The sequence below is a fragment of the Metabacillus indicus LMG 22858 genome (genome assembly GCF_000708755.2).
GTDB classification, from domain to species: Bacteria; Bacillota; Bacilli; order Bacillales; family Bacillaceae; genus Bacillus_P; species Bacillus_P indicus.
In genome coordinates this window covers 241,281-258,166 of the sequence record NZ_JGVU02000022.1, presented here as the reverse complement: position 1 = coordinate 258,166, position 16,886 = coordinate 241,281, and the positions used below count along the sequence as shown (strand labels likewise).

9 protein-coding genes are annotated in these 16,886 nt (G+C 45.0%); 2 read left to right on the top strand and 7 right to left on the bottom strand.

Annotation, left to right across the window (positions count from 1 at the left end):
• Positions 1 to 214: 214 nt before the first annotated feature.
• Both AZ46_RS20855 and AZ46_RS20850 read right to left on the bottom strand, forming a co-directional pair.
• The gene (locus tag AZ46_RS20855; protein WP_029283855.1) at positions 215 to 4,444 is read right to left on the bottom strand and encodes a tetratricopeptide repeat protein; all 4,230 of its coding nucleotides are present in this window, start codon (positions 4,442 to 4,444) and stop codon (positions 215 to 217) included.
• 125 nt (positions 4,445 to 4,569) lie between these two features.
• Entirely contained in the window at positions 4,570 to 5,505 is a 936-nt protein-coding gene (locus AZ46_RS20850) for a nucleoside hydrolase (protein ID WP_029283845.1), read from the bottom strand.
• Positions 5,506 to 5,638: 133 nt separating this feature from the next.
• On the opposite strand from AZ46_RS20850, the gene AZ46_RS20845 reads away from it, so the two are divergent.
• On the top strand, positions 5,639 to 8,023 hold the full coding sequence (locus AZ46_RS20845) for a penicillin acylase family protein (RefSeq protein ID WP_029283843.1): 2,385 nt from the start codon (positions 5,639 to 5,641) through the stop codon (positions 8,021 to 8,023).
• A gap of 43 nt (positions 8,024 to 8,066) precedes the next feature.
• On the opposite strand, the gene AZ46_RS20840 is transcribed toward AZ46_RS20845, so the two are convergent.
• The 5 genes from AZ46_RS20840 to AZ46_RS20820 all read right to left on the bottom strand — a co-directional run bounded on the left by AZ46_RS20840 (position 8,067) and on the right by AZ46_RS20820 (position 14,521).
• Positions 8,067 to 9,113, bottom strand: coding sequence for a LacI family DNA-binding transcriptional regulator (locus tag AZ46_RS20840; RefSeq protein WP_029283841.1), 1,047 nt, complete (start codon positions 9,111 to 9,113; stop codon positions 8,067 to 8,069).
• A gap of 115 nt (positions 9,114 to 9,228) precedes the next feature.
• Positions 9,229 to 10,764, bottom strand: coding sequence for an alpha-amylase family glycosyl hydrolase (locus AZ46_RS20835; RefSeq protein WP_029283839.1), 1,536 nt, complete (start codon positions 10,762 to 10,764; stop codon positions 9,229 to 9,231).
• Positions 10,765 to 10,868: 104 nt separating this feature from the next.
• Positions 10,869 to 11,705: a sugar ABC transporter permease gene (locus AZ46_RS20830; protein WP_029283838.1), complete on the bottom strand. Its 837-nt coding sequence runs from the start codon at positions 11,703 to 11,705 to the stop codon at positions 10,869 to 10,871.
• Positions 11,705 to 13,006, bottom strand: a complete 1,302-nt coding sequence (locus AZ46_RS20825) for a carbohydrate ABC transporter permease (RefSeq protein WP_029283836.1) — start codon at positions 13,004 to 13,006, stop codon at positions 11,705 to 11,707. Before AZ46_RS20825 ends, AZ46_RS20830 begins: the two co-directional genes overlap by 1 nt.
• Before the next feature lie 210 nt (positions 13,007 to 13,216).
• Positions 13,217 to 14,521: a sugar ABC transporter substrate-binding protein gene (locus AZ46_RS20820; protein WP_029283834.1), complete on the bottom strand. Its 1,305-nt coding sequence runs from the start codon at positions 14,519 to 14,521 to the stop codon at positions 13,217 to 13,219.
• Between the two features lie 391 nt (positions 14,522 to 14,912).
• Between AZ46_RS20820 and AZ46_RS20815 the strand changes: the two genes are divergently transcribed.
• The gene (locus tag AZ46_RS20815; protein WP_029283832.1) at positions 14,913 to 16,682 is read left to right on the top strand and encodes an alpha-glycosidase; all 1,770 of its coding nucleotides are present in this window, start codon (positions 14,913 to 14,915) and stop codon (positions 16,680 to 16,682) included.
• The last annotated feature ends 204 nt before the right edge of the window (positions 16,683 to 16,886 follow it).

Below are 16,886 nucleotides of genomic sequence, written 5' to 3'. Positions count from 1 at the left end.
TAGAAAAGCGGAAGCGCCCGTTTTGCTCCGGCAGTCAGATAAGAAATCACCCGAAAAGTCCGGGTTTGACTTTTTGGGGGATTTTGTTCTGACAGAGAAGTTGGGCGCTGCAGCTGGACAAGGAGTCATGTGCCTTCCGCTTCGGTCCACTGGAGTTTAAACATTCTCCAGTTTATTATGACCGCTTCTTGCCCCCTTTTTCAAGTGGAGGGGTTTATCTGCCGGCTGCTTTGTTCACCGGTAAGTATCCCGCTTCTTTGAGCGGCTCGAGGTCTTCGTCCTCTTCTGCCATTTCAGTGAAGATGAGGTCTTCATCGAGTTCGTAAAGAGCTTCGAGCTGCTCTGCAGCTTCTTTAAATCGTTTCATAGAGGCAAGGTAGCATGCTCTGTTATAAAGGCAGAGAAGATCCTCAGGCTCGAGTGCTATTGCCGATTCAACGGCTTCAAGAGCTTCCTTCAGCTTGAATTGATGTCTGTAGATGAGGCCGAGCTGATTGTAGTTGTCGTGGTCGTCAGGACTGATCATCATTGCCTGCCTGATGTGAGCTTCTGCCTGCCTGTACTTTTCAGCTTCCGTATAGAGTCTTGCCAGATGGAAATGTCCCTTTTCCACTTCCGGATCAATCTCCAAAGCCCGTTTAAACGCATCTTCTGATTCTTGAAAGTCTCCGAATTCAAGCAGGGCGATTCCAAGGAGGCTGTAATAGTCTGCATCTTCATCGTCCTCAATCAGTGCTTCAAGGAGACCGCATGCTTCTGACAGGAAGCGGATGGCTTTCTTTTCGCCTGCAGCAGCCGCTTCTTGAACAAGAAGGCCTGCAAGCTTATAGGCAGCGGCAGGTTCAAATGAATGGCGCAGTGACTGCTGCAGCACTTTAATGGCATCTTCATTAAGACCAAGCTGAAGGTTTAGATCAGCAAACCATATGACTGCAGTTGTATTTTCCCTGTCAAGCTTTATTGCCTCTTCGTACAGGTGAAGAAGGACTCCAAGTTTTAAACTTGCTTTTGAGATGCCTGTAATCCGCTTCAGCCAGCCTTTTTGCTCCTCCGCTTGTTCGAATGCATCCTGCATGTCTTTTAAGTGTCTTTCATAAGAAACGGCTGCCTGCATGTAAATGATGCTTTTTTCTTCTTTTGAAGCCTTCAGTTTTTTCAATTCTCCTTCAAGCTTTTGTATCGTTCTTGTTTCCATCATCAGATCAATCAGTGTGTCATACAGCGTCCTGGTATCAGGGTGGTCAAGGATCAGCTTGAAAAGCAGAGCCTTTGCCTCTTTTGTTTTCCCGCGCCTGATCAGAAATGCTGAAAAATGATGCTGAACCTGCAATTGGTCCGGATCAACTTCAAGAGCCTGCATGAGGTGCTGTTCCTCTTTCTCAGCATCACCGAGTTTTGCATAGACATGTGAAAGAGAATGGTGAAGGAATGCCTCCTCCACTGTTCCTTCAAGCTTCAATAGGTCCTGTTTAAAGGACTCTGCTTCTGCTTTTGTTTCCATTAGATTCAGCAGAACATCTGCCGATAGGCAATAAGGGTCTGCATGAAAAGCAGACAGAAGATATTCTTTTTCTGAAGTCTTATCTTCTCTGCGATTTGCAACAGATGCAAGATCGAGCATCGCCTGTGAATGCTCTGGGTCAAGCTCAAGAACTTTTTTATAATACCGCTCCGCCTCCGCGTACTCCTCAAGCTTAAAGGCAACCTCGCCAAGACGGTAAAACGGAAGAACGTCTTCATCGCAAAGGGCAGCTGCCTGCCTGTATAATTTTCTTGCTTTATCAAGCGAGCCCTGCATTTCGTGGAGATAACCTGAGTGGCTTAAAATAACCGGTTCCCTTATCTCTCCTTTTAAGCGCTCAAAAAAGGCAAGGCCTCTCCGGTAATGCGGCGTTTCGGCAATCATACCCGTATAGATCTCGATCGCCTCTTCCACATTCTCATCTGCACAGGAGATTCCCTTTTCCATATAGGATAATGCAAGCTCTTCATATGCCTCATTTTCATCCATATCGCGGCTTGCAGCAAACATCAGTTTTCCGGCGTTAAATAGAAACTCGCTGTCGTGCTGAAAGGCTTCATAATGTGACTGAATTTCTTTAAAGAAGCGGGATGTGTCGCCTTCTTCTTTGAAAAGAGCAGCCAGAGAAATCCGTGAAAATGCGTCCTTTTCATCAAGTGCGGCCGCCTTCTTGTATAGTTCCCTTGCCAGATCATACTCTTCTCTTCGCTCCCGGATTCCGCCTGCTGCATGAAGAAGCTCTGTCTTGTCTTCTGCTGATTCTATTCCCTGTTCAAGAACGCGGAGAGCCTTCTCCTCATCCTCAAAAACGGAATCATAGAGTTCCGCAAGTTCTGTATATGCTTCTGCATCAGCCGGATCAAGGGCAGCTGCGGTCTGGAATCCGCGGAGTGCAGCCCGGTATTTTCCAATAGCAGCGTCGCACCGTGCCCTTTGGAGCCAGACATACCCGTCATCTTTGTTATCCCTCAGGCATTCATGCAGCAGGCTTCTTGCTTCCTCCGGCCTGTCTGCTTCAAGCAGAAGGATCCCGTGATTGACGATTGTGAAAAGATCCAGGCTGTTAATATCCATTGCGATTTCAGAAAACCTGAGAGCTTCTGCCAACTGGTTTCTGCTGTATGCCGCCATCGACAGGTAGGTCCATAAAACATGGTCTTCAGGCTCTTTTTTCAAGGCTTCTTTAAAAGCCGAATAGGCTTCATCGTACTTGCCCGAACCGTAGCTTATTCTGCCTTTTGTAAACCAATAGACCCCCGGATATTGGCGGGACTTTGTGCTGTTCAAATAGCTTTCTGCCTGTTCATTGTTTTTTGCGCTGTAATAGGCCATAGCAGCTGTAAGACTGTGGTATTCCGCCTGTTCTTTATGCTTTGAAATGACTTCTGCAGCAGCGCTTAAGATCTCTTCGTCCACAACACCCGGCAAGTATTTCATGATGTAGGCGGAAACGGCCATATGTCCGAGATTCGATTTCAGGAAATCATGATCTTCTCTGCTGAGTTCTTTATGAAAGGTTTCTGTCAAAGCGAAAAGTTTTTCAGACATCTCATGGATGTGATCAGGGAGAAGGCCGGACAGGTCCCAGTGTTCCATTGGAGAAATGGCAAGCGACAAAGCACCATTGTTCCCGTATTCGCGCTGCAGATCTTCATACATCAGCTCGTGCGTATATCTGTTGTTTGGATCCTGCACGTGAAAAACCTGTAGCCTGTCATCATACCCGACAATCAATTGCACATGTGAGGCCGTAGGGTAATCAATATTAACCATAATGGCAATATCACGGTCCAGCAGCTCTTTAAATACCTCTTCGTTTCCCAGAAAATATGTGCACCGGAATTCTTTTTCTATAAAATAAGCAATCATCTTAGACAGCTTTGATCCGTTTACGGCAAAAATGGATTCGGCAATTTCATCCTGTTTGACGGTTTTCCCGTACATGCTGAAGACCATCTCTGCACAAGCAGGAACGCAATAGTTGTACTTTTGCACGACCGGTTTATAACCAATATGTTTCTTTTTGAAGCTGCCTTCTGTTTTAAAATGCTTAAAATAGGACTTCTCTTTAAAATGGCCGTGTTTGTTCAAGTAGGATTCAAGAACGCCAAACTCTTCTTCCCCGTAATAAGATTCGGCCGTGTAGTATTCGGTCATTTTTTTGTAATCGTGGTATGGGGAAAGCTCATTCAGCCGCTGAATCGTCTCCCGCATCTCTTCCCACTTCTTTTGCTTTGAACACAGTCTGATTTTTTCGATAAGAAGTTTTGGATAATCGGGGTACACGGCCATCGCTTCATCGAGCTCACGCTGTGCACGTTCAGCCTCCCCTTGAAGAGCCCAATGCTGAACGAGAAGCAAACGGGCAATCACACCGTCTTTTTTATCCTTTTTCCCCGCCTCGAGAAGGGTAACAGCCTTGTCCCAATCGCCGCTTTGAAGATAGTAATAGCCCCATCTTGTATGCATGCTGTCCTTCGCCAGCGCTTCACATTTTTTCATATACTCATAGGCTGCCCCAAGCCTTCTCATCTGCATGAGAACTGTCGCCATGGAGAAAGAGTGTTTTTCTGCCAGTTCCTCTGTCAGCTCCTGTTTCTCAACCTGGACAAGAAGCTCCTCTGCCTCAATCAGCTTGTGTTCATCCGCAAGCTGTTCACTGTACCAGATGGCCGTCTGCTGTGAAGGAGCCGTCCGGTACATATCCCGAATCATAATGGAGCTCAGCTGATCCATCAGGCTTTCCTCTGCAGCAATCAGCAATTCCTTCCTTTCCTTTTCATTTCTGCCGCAGCGGATAAAAGATTTGAAAGCTGTCAGACTATTTTCCGCTGCCATTTCCTGATACGCCTCTGAAAAATGGGAAACAGCCGCCTTGTATTCTTGCTTTTCAAGCATTTCTTCTATGTACGATAGATTCATGTTTACCCCTCGCCCGTTAGTTTGTAAAACGCTTTATAAGGTAACTATACTCTGTTCAGGGGCTTTTGCAATCCATTTTTTCATGCAAAAAAACCCGCATGAAATCGGGTTCAGGCAGACGGTATTCAGCTGATTTCGGATGACATAACTTTGATGAAATCAGTCAGAAAATCCTGATAGTTAAAATTCAGTGCAATGGTATGCTTCGCGCCCGGCGGGGTGAGGTGATTGCGGAAATCGGTAAAGCTCATTCCCCTCGCGTCACCTAGCACACAGACAGATACTGTCTTTTTAACCGAATAGATTTTTTCCTGATTCATCATATAGTAGAGGGCAAAGGCGTCATGGATCGACGGGCCATTCTGGTGCGGCCTGAGCTTGGCATAAGCAGCAGCGTAATAATTCGTTACAGCCGGAATCAGGTCTTTAAAAGGGTTTTTCGATATAGATTCAATATGAGCAGCAGCCTCTCTTGTTACGATGGCCCGGTCCGTCACATTAAGGGGTGCTATATGGACACTTTTTGCATATTGAAGAACAACATTTGCGGCAACTGGATCACCGTGGTAGTTCGCTTCGGCAAGCGCCGTAACATTACCGGGCACAAAAAAGGCGCCGCCCATGCTGAAAATATCTTTAACCTGCTGCAGTCTTTCAAGGTTTAGATTGAAGGCATGTGCAAGCGATGTAGGCCTGCCGATATCCGCAATCGTTAGATCGGGGTGCTTTTCAATCAGTTCAAAAACATGTGAAAATCTTTTCAGATTCACCCGCACTCCTTTTGGAGGCCTGATCGGTCCGAGTCCTTCCGCTCCGTGTATTTCTGGATAGTAGACAGACAATTCACCGCTTAACGGGAAGGTTGCTCCTTCAATGACCGGGATATCTTGCCGCCCTGCAAGTTCCAGCAGATAGGCGGTATTCTCTGTTGCCTGCTGCTTGGATACATTGCCGAAGCTTGTAACAACTCCAAGCACGTCTATGTCAGGGTGCAGCAAAGCATAAATAATGGCAAGCGAGTCATCGATGCCGGGATCGGCAAACAGCAGAAGTTTTCTCATGCATCAGTCACCTTTTTCCATTTGATAGTTCACTATATGAAGGAAAAGCCGTTTAGAGAATTCCTATTTTATCCAAAGGATTTTTGAGGAACCGGGTGGTATATAGTTCTTAAATCATATTGGGAGTGAGAAAATGGAAGCACAGGTGCCGCGCAGAGGGATGGCAGGTAAAAAGAAGGGAATTTGGATTGGAACGATAGGACTGCTGTTTTTGATGACTGGAGTCCTGATTTTTGTAAACCTTTACATAAGCAGAAGTCTTCCTGTTTTATCCGGTGAGGCAGCCGTTACAGGTCTTTCGGCAGAGGTGAACGTCACAAGGGATGAGCATGGTGTTCCCCATATCCTCGCTGGATCGGATAAAGATCTCTACACAGCTCAGGGCTATGTTCAGGCACAGGACAGACTTTTTCAAATGGATTTAAGCAGAAGGCAGGCATCCGGAACACTCAGCGAAGTCGTTGGGGAAGCAGCCATTGAAAGAGACAAGTTTTTCAGGACACTCGGACTTAGAAGAGCAGCCGAGGCGTCCTATCCAATTTACGATGATACATCAAAAAAGGCGATGCAATGGTTTGCAGACGGTGTGAATGCCTTCATCCGCGATGCGGAAGCAGAGGGAAAACTGCCGTTTGAATTCAGGATTCTCGGCTACAAACCAGCTGAATGGACACCCGCTGATTCCCTGACAATCGGGAAATATATGGCCTTTGACCTCGGCGGACACTGGTCGGGACAGGCCTTCCGCTACTGGGCTATGGAAAACCTGCCGGAAGAAAAGGCACTGGACCTTTTCCCCACGTATCCAAAGAATGCACCGGAAATCATCTCTTCCTACAAAGATTGGGATTTAGATATTGAATCTGGATTTGCTTCTGCCGTTATCCCGCCGGAATTTAACGGAAGCAATAACTGGGTCATAAGCGGGGATAAAAGTGAAAGCGGAAAACCGATGCTTGCAGACGACCCCCACCTTTCGCTCGGCACACCGTCCATCTGGTATCAGATGCATCTGCAAAATGACAGCATGAATGTAAGCGGCGTTATTTTTGCGGGAGTTCCGGGAATCATACTCGGTCATAATGAAGACATCGCATGGGGTGTGACAAATACAGGCCCTGATGTGCAGGATTTATATATCGAAAAACGCAATCCTGAAAACCCGAACCAATTTTTATACAACGGAAGCTATGAGAATGCCGCTGTCATAAAGGAACCGATTGCTGTCAAAGACGGAAAAACGATTGACTTTGAAGTGATAGAAACGAGACACGGTCCGATTATTTCTGATTTTGCCCATGATTCAAAGAAAGACACAGCACTTTCAATGAAATGGACGGCTCTTATGCCGTCAACCGAATTCCAGGCCGTTCTTTCGATGAATAAAGCGAAAAACTGGGATGAATTTGAGCTGGCGCTTGCCGACTTTCATGTGCCGACCCAAAACTTTGTGTTTGCCGGCAAAGACGGAACGATTGCCTACAAAGCAAACGGGAAAATTCCGATCCGCAAAAAAGGCGACGGCATGCTTCCTGTTCCGGGATGGACAGATGAATACGAGTGGGAAGGATTTATTCCATATGATGAGCTCCCGCGGACTGTTAACCCCAAGGAAGGATTTGCTGCCACTGCAAACAATAAAGTGATCGGCGATGACTACCCTTATCACATCAGCCATCACTGGGCGCAGCCATACAGGTATATGAGAATAAAAGAAGTACTTGAGTCCAAAGAAAAGCTTTCCCTTCAGGATATGAAAGACCTTCAGATGGACAAGAAAAATCTGTATGCCGAAGAATTTTTGAAGCCCCTTCTTGAACAGCTTGAAACTGCGGGTTTAAATGAAACGGAACAAGCAGCAGCTGACCTTCTTGGCAGCTGGAATATGACTGATGACAAAGAGCTTGCTGCACCCCTTTTGTTTCATTTATGGATGAAGCAAATTCCAGCCGTGCTGTTTGAAGATTCCATTCCGGAGAAAATGGATGATTTATTTGAAGGGAAACAGGGGATAACGGATGAACTATTAAGACGGGCGCTGAATGGAGATGAATCTCAGTGGTTTACGGATCAGGGAGGATTCCAGCAGGTTCTTCTCACTTCATTTCAAAATACAGTCAGTTTTATTCAAGAAGAATACGGCAATGATCCCGGCAGCTGGAAGTGGGGAGAGTATCATCAGCTTTATTTCGCTCATCCGCTTTCTTCCGCTTCGCCCGTCCTGAAATGGCTGTTTAACAGGGAAAATCCTGAGCCTGTGGGAGGCAGCCAGATTACAGTTCAGGCTGCAAACTATAACGAGGAAGGGACAGTGAATCACGGAGCCTCATGGCGGTTTGTCATCGATGCAGCTGATCTTGGCAAAGGCCACCATATTGTCGGACCGGGCCAGTCAGGGCATGTGAAAAGTGAATGGTATAAGGATCAGCTTGATGATTGGGTAAACGGAACCTATCACGTGACAAATATTAAAAAGTCTGAGGGGACAATGACGCTTGTGCTTGTGCCGGGAGACTGAATACAGAAGATGAAACAAAAACGGCCCTGAAGGCCGTTTTTGTTTAGATTGTCGTTGTTTTCTGGGCAGAAACGTATTCTCTGCATGATTGACGCTTCATCAGCTTATGCGGAATGATGATCCGCTTGATCGGGTCCATCGGATCTTCCACCAGCTGAATGACATGCTTGGAAGCTTCATAGCCTAATTGAAAGATATTGATATCAACGGTTGTAAGAGGCGGTCTTGACACTTCAGAAAGCATAACATTGTTGAATGAGACGACAGATACATCATTCGGAACGTTAATGCCCATATCATCAAGAGTATTCAGCACGCCGAGCGCCATCAGGTCGTCTGCCACGACAAGAGCTGTTGGAGGCTCATCCAGGTTAAACAGTTCCTGAACGGCTGCCTGCCCGCCCTCTTTTAAAAACTGTGCGTGAATGATGTAATCATCACGGTAAACAAGGCCCGCGTTTCGTATAGCTTTTTCATATCCCAAAAGGCGCTCGACTGTTACGACAAGCTTGAGATTTCCCCCGATGAACGCCACACGCTCATGACCAAGCTCGATCAGATGTTCCGTCACTTCTTTTGCTGCACGGTAGTTATCATTGTCTACATGTGTAATGTGCTCGACATCTTTAAATGGCTTTCCGACAATGACAAACGGGAATTTTTTTCTCAGAAGATATTTAGTCAGCTTATCGTCTACTTGAGAATACAGGAGAATGATGCCGTCTACCCGTTTCCCTTCAACCATTTGCACGACGCCCTCCATAATTTCAGCGTCCGTTTCACCCGTCGACATATGCAGAGCATAATGTTTTTGATGGGCTCCTTTGCTTATGCCGCGGATAACTTCAGGAAAGAATGGATTTAAGAACGCTTTGTCAGCAGAACCCGGAATCACGATGCCGATTGCCTGGGTTGACTGATTGGCAAGACTTCTGGCAATGAAATTAGGATGATACCCAAGCTCACTCATCGCCTCTCTTACTCTTTCTTTTGTTTTTTCACTTATACGCGGGTTATTAGCAATCACTCTGGAAACTGTTGATGGAGCTACATTTGCTAACTTTGCGACATCTTTAATTGTTGCCACAATCCCATCCCTCTCTTACTGGCATGATCGGAGCTTTCAGGCTCCGGCAAATAATCATCTGCGAATGCTATTGTAACCGCATTCACTCATAATCTGCAAAAAGGGAAAAGCATTTCCCTTATGTTCGCTTCCTTCTGTTCCGGTACAAAAATCCTGCAAATAATACAGGAACGGCAATAAAGACACTGATCAGAGGAATATTAGGACCTGTTTTTTCAACAGTCTCATAGATTTCCGCAGTCTCTCTGTCGAGAATAAATTCGTACTCTTCATTTTTCTCTTCAGTCCTGTCCCCGGTTAAAAGCCCGTTCAGTTCTTTATTTTCAGCGAGAGCATCAGCCGGAACAACAGCCGTTCTTGATTCTTCGGTATTGTTTACGGCAACCACCGTTGTTTCACCTTCGTATGTCCGCTTGAAAATGGTCATGCCCTTTTCATCAAACAGCACTTCCATCTCTCCTCTTCTGAGAGAAGGAAATTCATTTCGGATCTTTCCAAGCTTTGAAACATATTTAATCAATTCATCATTTGCACGGAAATTCATCATTCTGCGATTATCCGGATCATTGCCCCCGTCCATCGCAATTTCAGTTCCGTAATACACAATTGGCATACCCGGTGCTGCATACATATAGGTCAGCGCCATTTTAATGCGGGTAACCGGATTCTGTTTATTGACGAGTGCTTTTCTAGTAAATCGTTCGTTATCATGATTATCAATAAAATTGCCTAAAACAAATGGATCCTTGTACAGAATCTGATTTCTTTTAAACACATTGGCAAGCATTCCGGCAGTGCCCCCTGTATTGGAGAACACTTTGGAAGCATCCTCAAAGAAAGGATAGTCTACAACCGAATCAAGTCCTGCTTCTGTATATCCCGCAACATACTGCGGATCTTTATCCCAAACCTCTCCCATTAAAAAGAAGTCGCTCTTTACTGATTTCACTTCTTTGGAAAACTCTTCCCAGAATGCTTTCGGGACGTGGCGCACTGTATCAAGGCGGTACCCGTCAATATCAGTTTCTGTAATCCACCATTTTGCAGCATCAATCAGAAACGCTTTCGTTTCGGGATTTTCCGTATTCAGATCAGGCAGACCGAAAAGCCAGCCATTTTCTACTTCCTCTTGGTTTTGCCAGTTGGCAATGTCCTTTTTTTCGTGAAACCAGTCTTTTTTGTCCGGATCATTCACCCACGGGTGTTTGTAGCCGGTATGATTGACAACAAAGTCAAGCATCACTTTCATGTCGCGCTTATGCGCTTCTTTGACTAGAGTCTTAAAATCTTCAAGTGTCCCAAAGTTTTCATCAACGTTCTTGAAATCGCGTATCCAGTAGCCATGATATCCGCCTTCTTCGTTATCAAAAACAGGAGTCAGCCAGATGGACGTAAAGCCCATGTCCTGAATGTAATCAAGCTTGTCGGTGATTCCTTTCAGGTCCCCTCCGTGATAGGCTTTCGGATTTTTCGGATCTGCTTCAAAATCATTGGACGAGTCGCCGTTATGGAAGCGGTCCACCATGATAAAATACATGCTTTCGTCCTGCCAAGAACGATTTTCCTCCTTCTTCTCTGCTCCGGCATGCACAGCCGGAAAACCTGAAAGAAGGAAAAAAGGGATGACTAGTCCTTTTATAAACCGTTTAAACATCCCTCTGCCCCCCTTACTGTGTAATAGCTGCCCGGAACCGGACAGCTTTACACATAAGACTATTAAACTGTTAAGGCGATTTCAATATGAAATCGTTCTCTTGCTTATCCTTTATTCGCTCCCGCTGTCAGTCCTTCAACAATGTACTTCTGGAAGATCAGGAACAAAATCGTAATTGGAACGGCTACAAGAACAGCTCCTGCTGCAAATGTTGTGAACTGCGTGCTCGTTCTTCCTGTAACAAATTCAAACAATCCGACAGCAAGTGTTTTGTTTTCATTTGAACGAAGAATCAATCGGGCAAAGATGAAGTCCATCCATGGACCGATAAAGTTATTTACAGCGATAAAAACAAGGATCGGTTTAGAAAGCGGCATCATGATTTTAAAGAAAATCGTTGTATGGCTCGCTCCGTCAATCTTTGCTGCTTCTTCAAGACTTCTTGGCAGACCGTCAAAATATCCTTTAACAAGCCAAGCGCCGAACGGAATGGATCCGCCTGCGTATACAAGAATCAGACCCCAGTGATTGTCCAATAGGCCAATTTGAAGCAGAAGAATGTAAATGGCGATCATCCCCATGAAGCTTGGGAACATCTGCAGAACGAGCATGGCCATAAGACCCTGCTTGCGTCCCGGAAAACGGAAACGGGAAAATGCGTATGCTGCCGTTACAACAAGGAATGTTGAGATGAGCATGTTGAAAAAGGCAATTTTAAATGTGTTTTTATACCATGTCAGATACTTTGTCTCTTCAAACAGATAGCGGTAATGATCCAGTGTAAGCGCCTCTGGAATAAGCTTTGTTTTGAAAAGAGAATCCCCTGGATTCAGTGACCCGATAATAATGAAATACACAGGATACAGCACTGCAATAGCTGTTAGAATTAAAATGGCATATATAACGCCTACGACGAGTTTATCAGTTAGTTTTTTGTTCATCATGACATCATATCCTCTTCCTTGAAGGCTTTTGTTTTTCTGAAGTTCCAGATAGAAAGAGTTGCTACTACGATAAAGATGAGGATGGATACAACCGAAGCTGTAGCAAACTGGCTCTGCTCAAGCGTCATTTTGTAAATCCAGCTGATCAGGATATCTGTAGAGCCGGCATAGCTGTATTCAACGTTTACAGGGTTACCTTGCGTTAATAGATAGATAATGTTGAAGTTATTGAAGTTCCCTGCAAAGCTCATGATGAGAAGAGGAGCCGTTGAGAACATAACAATCGGCATTGTGATTTTCCAGAACTTGCTCCAAGGAGTTGCTCCGTCAACATCTGCTGCCTCAAACATTTCTTTATCAATCGTGGTCATAACACCGCTCATCAGAACCATCCAGAACGGGAATCCAAACCACATGTTAACTGTGACAAGCGTCACTTTTGCCCACATCGGATCAGAAAGCCATGGAATTGCTTCAAGACCAAGCGCTCTTAAGTACTGGTTCAGCGGACCGAATTCTCCGTTGAAGATGTTTCTCATAATCAAAATGCTGACAAACTGCGGGATAGCCCATGGCAGAATGTAGATGGAGCGCCATAAGCGCTTAAGTTTGATTCCTTTATGGTTGATGAATACAGCAAAGATTAAGCCTAGGAAGAACGTTGTCGCTGTTGAAAGAATCGCCCACAGAACCGTCCATCCGAATACTCCGTAGAACGTCGTGCTCCATGTTTTCAGCTGGAAAAGATTCAGGAATGTATCAAATCCTACCCAGTCTACAAGCGCCTTCGGCGGCAAGTGGTTTGGACCTGAGTAGTTTGTAAAAGCAATCATTACTCCGAATAGAAGCGGAAGAATGGTAAGGAACATTGTAAATAGAATAGAAGGTGTTAACAGGATGTAAGGGAATCCGTTCTCCCATACGTTGGCAAGCGTTTGCTTAGTTGTGTTCGGCTTGATGCCGCGTTCGCGTGCTTGACCGACTTTATAGGCATCGCGCACGTTCAGGTAGTAAACCCACAAGAACAAAATGAATGAAATTAAGAAGATAATTCCTTCGATCATCAGGAAGATTGAGTGATCGCCCTGAACTACTTGGAATCCATTTCTTGATTGAGGTGTGTCTCCTAGAGTTGTCAGACCCCACATTGCATATCTGAAAGGCAGTGACCAAAAAACGAGAAGATAAACTTCCAAAAGGATAAAAAGAATACCCTTTAAATATTGACGGTGGTAAATCTGTCCAAGCCCCATTAATAAAAACGATAGTAATGCACCTATTCTTGCTGGTCCGCGCATTATGCCAGGCCTCCTCACGTTGTATGAAAATCATGTTTATTGAGAAAACTTCTTCGAAAAATCCCCATTGTCCCTTTGCTGTCCCCATTTACGGGCAGTTGACCCCCACCTCTTTCTCATGCATGTTCAGGGCATAGAGGTAGAGGCTGCTGCCTGCCAATAAAGGATAAAAGTTGAGCCAATACCATAGGTATCGGCTCAGACTGACTATTACTTCGTTTGTGAAGAGATAGCATCCTCAATTTGCTGACGTGCAGCGTCAAGTGCCTTTTTAGGTTCAGTTCCATCGTTCCACATTGTTGTATAAGCCGTTTCCATCGGGCCCCAAACTGATTGCATTTCAGGGATGTTCGGCATTGGAAGTGCTGATTCAGCCTGCTCAAGGAAAGCTGAAGCAATTTCGTCGTTTTGGATAGCGTCGCTTTCAATCAATTCTGTTTGAGGAGGAAGCTGTCCTGTCATTTCAAAGCGTTTTTCAAGCATTTCTTTGCTAGTTGCAAATTGTGCAAGAAGAGTTGCTGCTTTTGGATATTTAGAATAAGAGTTTACATAGTAAGCTTTGATTCCAGAGAAACTTTTTGGTGTTTCGCCGTTATCTAATTTAGGAAGCGGAGCAATACCGAAGTTGATGCCTGCTTCTTCATGGTTTTTAATATCCCATGGACCAGAGATGCGGTACATTAAGTTGTTATCGTTAAAGAAAGAACTGATCAAGTCGCCAGTAATGTCTTCTTTTTTAAGCGGAAGAAGTTCTTTGTTCATTTTTTGCATGAATTCACCAGACTTAACAGCGCCTTCGTTGTTCACTCCAAGATCAGCTGCATCTGTGTTGTCGCTGCCGAAAATGTAGCCGCCGTAGCCAGCGAAGAATGCATGTGCAAAGTAGAAGTTTGCAGGCTCCATCATGAAGCCGTATTTGCCGTCTCCAGCAAAGCCTTTAGACTGTTCGAAAATTTCGTCAAATGTTTCTGCAGGCTTGTCTACTAAATCTTTGTTGTAGTAAAGTGCATATGTTTCAATAGCCATCGGGAATCCGTAAAGCTTAGAATCACCGTTTTCATCTGTGTAAGATGTTCCGCTGATTGCAGCTGGAAGGAAGCTTTCTTTATATTCATCAGCTAAAACGTTTTCATAAATAAGACCCGCTTTAACCATGTTTCCTACGTGATCGTGAGGTGCGTGGAATACGTCTGCGCCAAGTCCAGCAGGACCGTCTACTTCAAGTTTGCCGGCAGCGTCAACGTGGTTAACTTCCTGCACTTCAACCGGAATGTCGTATTTTTTCGTGAATTCTTCTGCTACCATAGTTGCCCATGCAGCTTCTGAATCTGCATTATCCCAAAGTACAAGCTTAGCGCCTTCCTCCGGAGTTAAATCTACTGCTTCTTCTGTCTTTTTGTCTCCCTCTTTGTCGCCGCCTTCTGTCTTTGCCGGCTCTGAGCTGCCAGGCTTGCTGCATGCTGCCATGACGAATACAAGCAAAGCAATGAGAGTAAGTGATAAAAACTTTCTCATAATTTCCCCACCTTTTATTTTGTTGTAATCTATTTCATTGTACTTAGTGCCCAGAGGACGTTCAGCACAACTGAAACCAAAGTCTCATAGCTTTGCAGTGAAAACGCTTCCTATTACCCTCTTAAAAAAAGGCTTTCATTTCTATCATTCAGCCGTTTCTGCCAAGGTTTGTGCAAACGTTTTCCCTACTAACTAATTTTTATTTTAAGTTTGCAAGAATTAAAAGTCAACACCTTTTTAAAATAAATGCAAACGTTTTCCCATTGCCTTATAATAGAAAAGAAATCTATTATTTGGCTATAGACGGTGCACAAAAGGATGGGATGATAGTCACGCATCCTACAATACTGTGCCCCGCTGCAAAACGGCCCGCAGAAAGAGAGTGAATGTCTTGTTAAAAGAAGCTGTATATCACCGCCCTAAAAATCAATATGCCTATGCATATGATGAAAAAACACTGCACATCAGACTGCGCACAAAGAAGAATGATGTCGAAACCGTCAGCCTCGTGCATGGCGATCCATATGAATGGAGCAAAGACGGCTGGACGTTTAAGCAAAATGAAATGAAGAAAAGCGGATCGGATGAGCTGTTTAACTACTGGTTTACAGCAGTTGAACCGGAATACAGAAGAATGCGATACGGATTTGAGCTGACTTCAGGAGATGAAAAATGGATTTATACGGAGAAAGGATTTATTAAAGATGTTGTCTCGGACGATACAGCTCCGTACTTCGCCTTCCCTTTCTTAAATAAAGCGGACGTCTTCCATGCACCTGAGTGGGTGAAGGATACAGTCTGGTATCAGATTTTCCCGGAACGCTTTGCCAACGGAGATTCTTCTATTAATCCAGAAGGCACCCTGGAATGGGGAAGCATAGAACCGACAAGCGGCAATTTCTTCGGTGGTGATTTTGAAGGAGTCATCCAGAACATCGGATACCTGAAGGAGCTTGGCATCAGCGGCATTTATTTCACCCCTGTTTTTAAAGCGTATTCAAACCATAAATACGACACGATCGACTACATGGAGCTTGACCCGCAATTCGGTGATAAAGAAACCTTTAAGCGCCTTGTCAGAACGTGTCATGATAACGGCATTAAAGTGATGCTTGATGCTGTTTTCAATCACAGCGGCTACTATTTCCCGCAGTTTCAGGACGTTCTTGAGCATGGTGAGAAATCTTCTTATAAAGACTGGTTTCACATCCGAAAGTTCCCTCTTAAAAATGAAGACGACACTATAAACTATGACGCTTTCGCCTTTGTAGAAAGCATGCCTAAGCTGAACACCGAGCATCCAGACGTACGCAGCTATCTGCTGGAAGTGGGCCGCTACTGGGTGAGGGAGTTCGATATTGACGGCTGGCGCCTCGATGTTGCGAACGAAGTGGACCATGCATTCTGGAGAGAGTTCAGGCAGGCTGTGAGAGCTGAAAAAGAAGATGTCTACATACTGGGTGAAATCTGGCACGACTCTATGCCTTGGCTTCAGGGTGATCAGTTTGATGCCGTCATGAATTACCCCTTCACAACCGGAACGATGAACTTTATCGCTAATAACAAAGTAAAAGCGGAAGAATTTGTTCACATCATGGAAAGCGTCCTCCACTCTTATCCTAAAAACGTGAACGAGGTCGCCTTCAACCTTCTTGGCAGCCACGATACGCCAAGAATATTAACAACATCAGGCGGGTCCAAAGAAAAACTGAAACTGCTATTTGCCTATCAACTAAGCTTCATCGGCACACCGTGCATTTACTACGGAGATGAAATCGGCATGGACGGAGAACAGGACCCGGGCTGCCGCAAGTGCATGATCTGGGAAGAGGACAAGCAGGACCGCGAACTGTTCACCTATGTCAAAAAACTGATCAGCCTGCGCAAAAAATACCCTGTATTCGGAAACGGCGGCGACATCACTTTTATTGAAGCAAACGATGAGACAAACCATGTCATTTTCACAAAACAGAACAGCAGCCAAAAAATGATAGCCGTCCTGAACAATTCAGACAAAGAACTCTCAGCCACTCTTCCATTCAGCCTCGAAGACACGAAGCTGACAGACTTGCTCACCGGAAAAGAATTTGCAGCACATGCAGAGAAACTGACCGTGACAGTGCCTCCTTATGAGATGGCGTTTTATTTGGTTCAGGAGTAGGGAATGAAGGTGCCTCGTTTTATGGGGTGCCTTTTTTTGGTTGTTTTATTTGGGGATTGCTTTGATGAAGGGTTATATCGTTTCGGTTAGTGACCTTTCACGGCGGATCAGCTTTGGTAAAGGGTCTTATCCTTCCGCTTATTGACCTTTCACGGCGGACCAGCTTTGATAAAGGGTCTTATCCTTCCGCTTATTGACCTTTCA

Excerpts from the sequence above, each read along its gene's own strand:
- AZ46_RS20820 (WP_029283834.1), bottom strand. The coding sequence starts at position 14,521 with ATGAGAAAGTTTTTATCACTTACTCTCATTGCTTTGCTTGTATTCGTC.
- AZ46_RS20845 (WP_029283843.1), top strand. The coding sequence starts at position 5,639 with ATGGAAGCACAGGTGCCGCGCAGAGGGATGGCAGGTAAAAAGAAGGGA.
- AZ46_RS20825 (WP_029283836.1), bottom strand. The coding sequence starts at position 13,006 with ATGCGCGGACCAGCAAGAATAGGTGCATTACTATCGTTTTTATTAATG.
- AZ46_RS20835 (WP_029283839.1), bottom strand. The coding sequence starts at position 10,764 with ATGTTTAAACGGTTTATAAAAGGACTAGTCATCCCTTTTTTCCTTCTT.
- AZ46_RS20830 (WP_029283838.1), bottom strand. The coding sequence starts at position 11,705 with ATGAACAAAAAACTAACTGATAAACTCGTCGTAGGCGTTATATATGCC.
- AZ46_RS20855 (WP_029283855.1), bottom strand. The coding sequence starts at position 4,444 with ATGAATCTATCGTACATAGAAGAAATGCTTGAAAAGCAAGAATACAAG.
- AZ46_RS20850 (WP_029283845.1), bottom strand. The coding sequence starts at position 5,505 with ATGAGAAAACTTCTGCTGTTTGCCGATCCCGGCATCGATGACTCGCTT.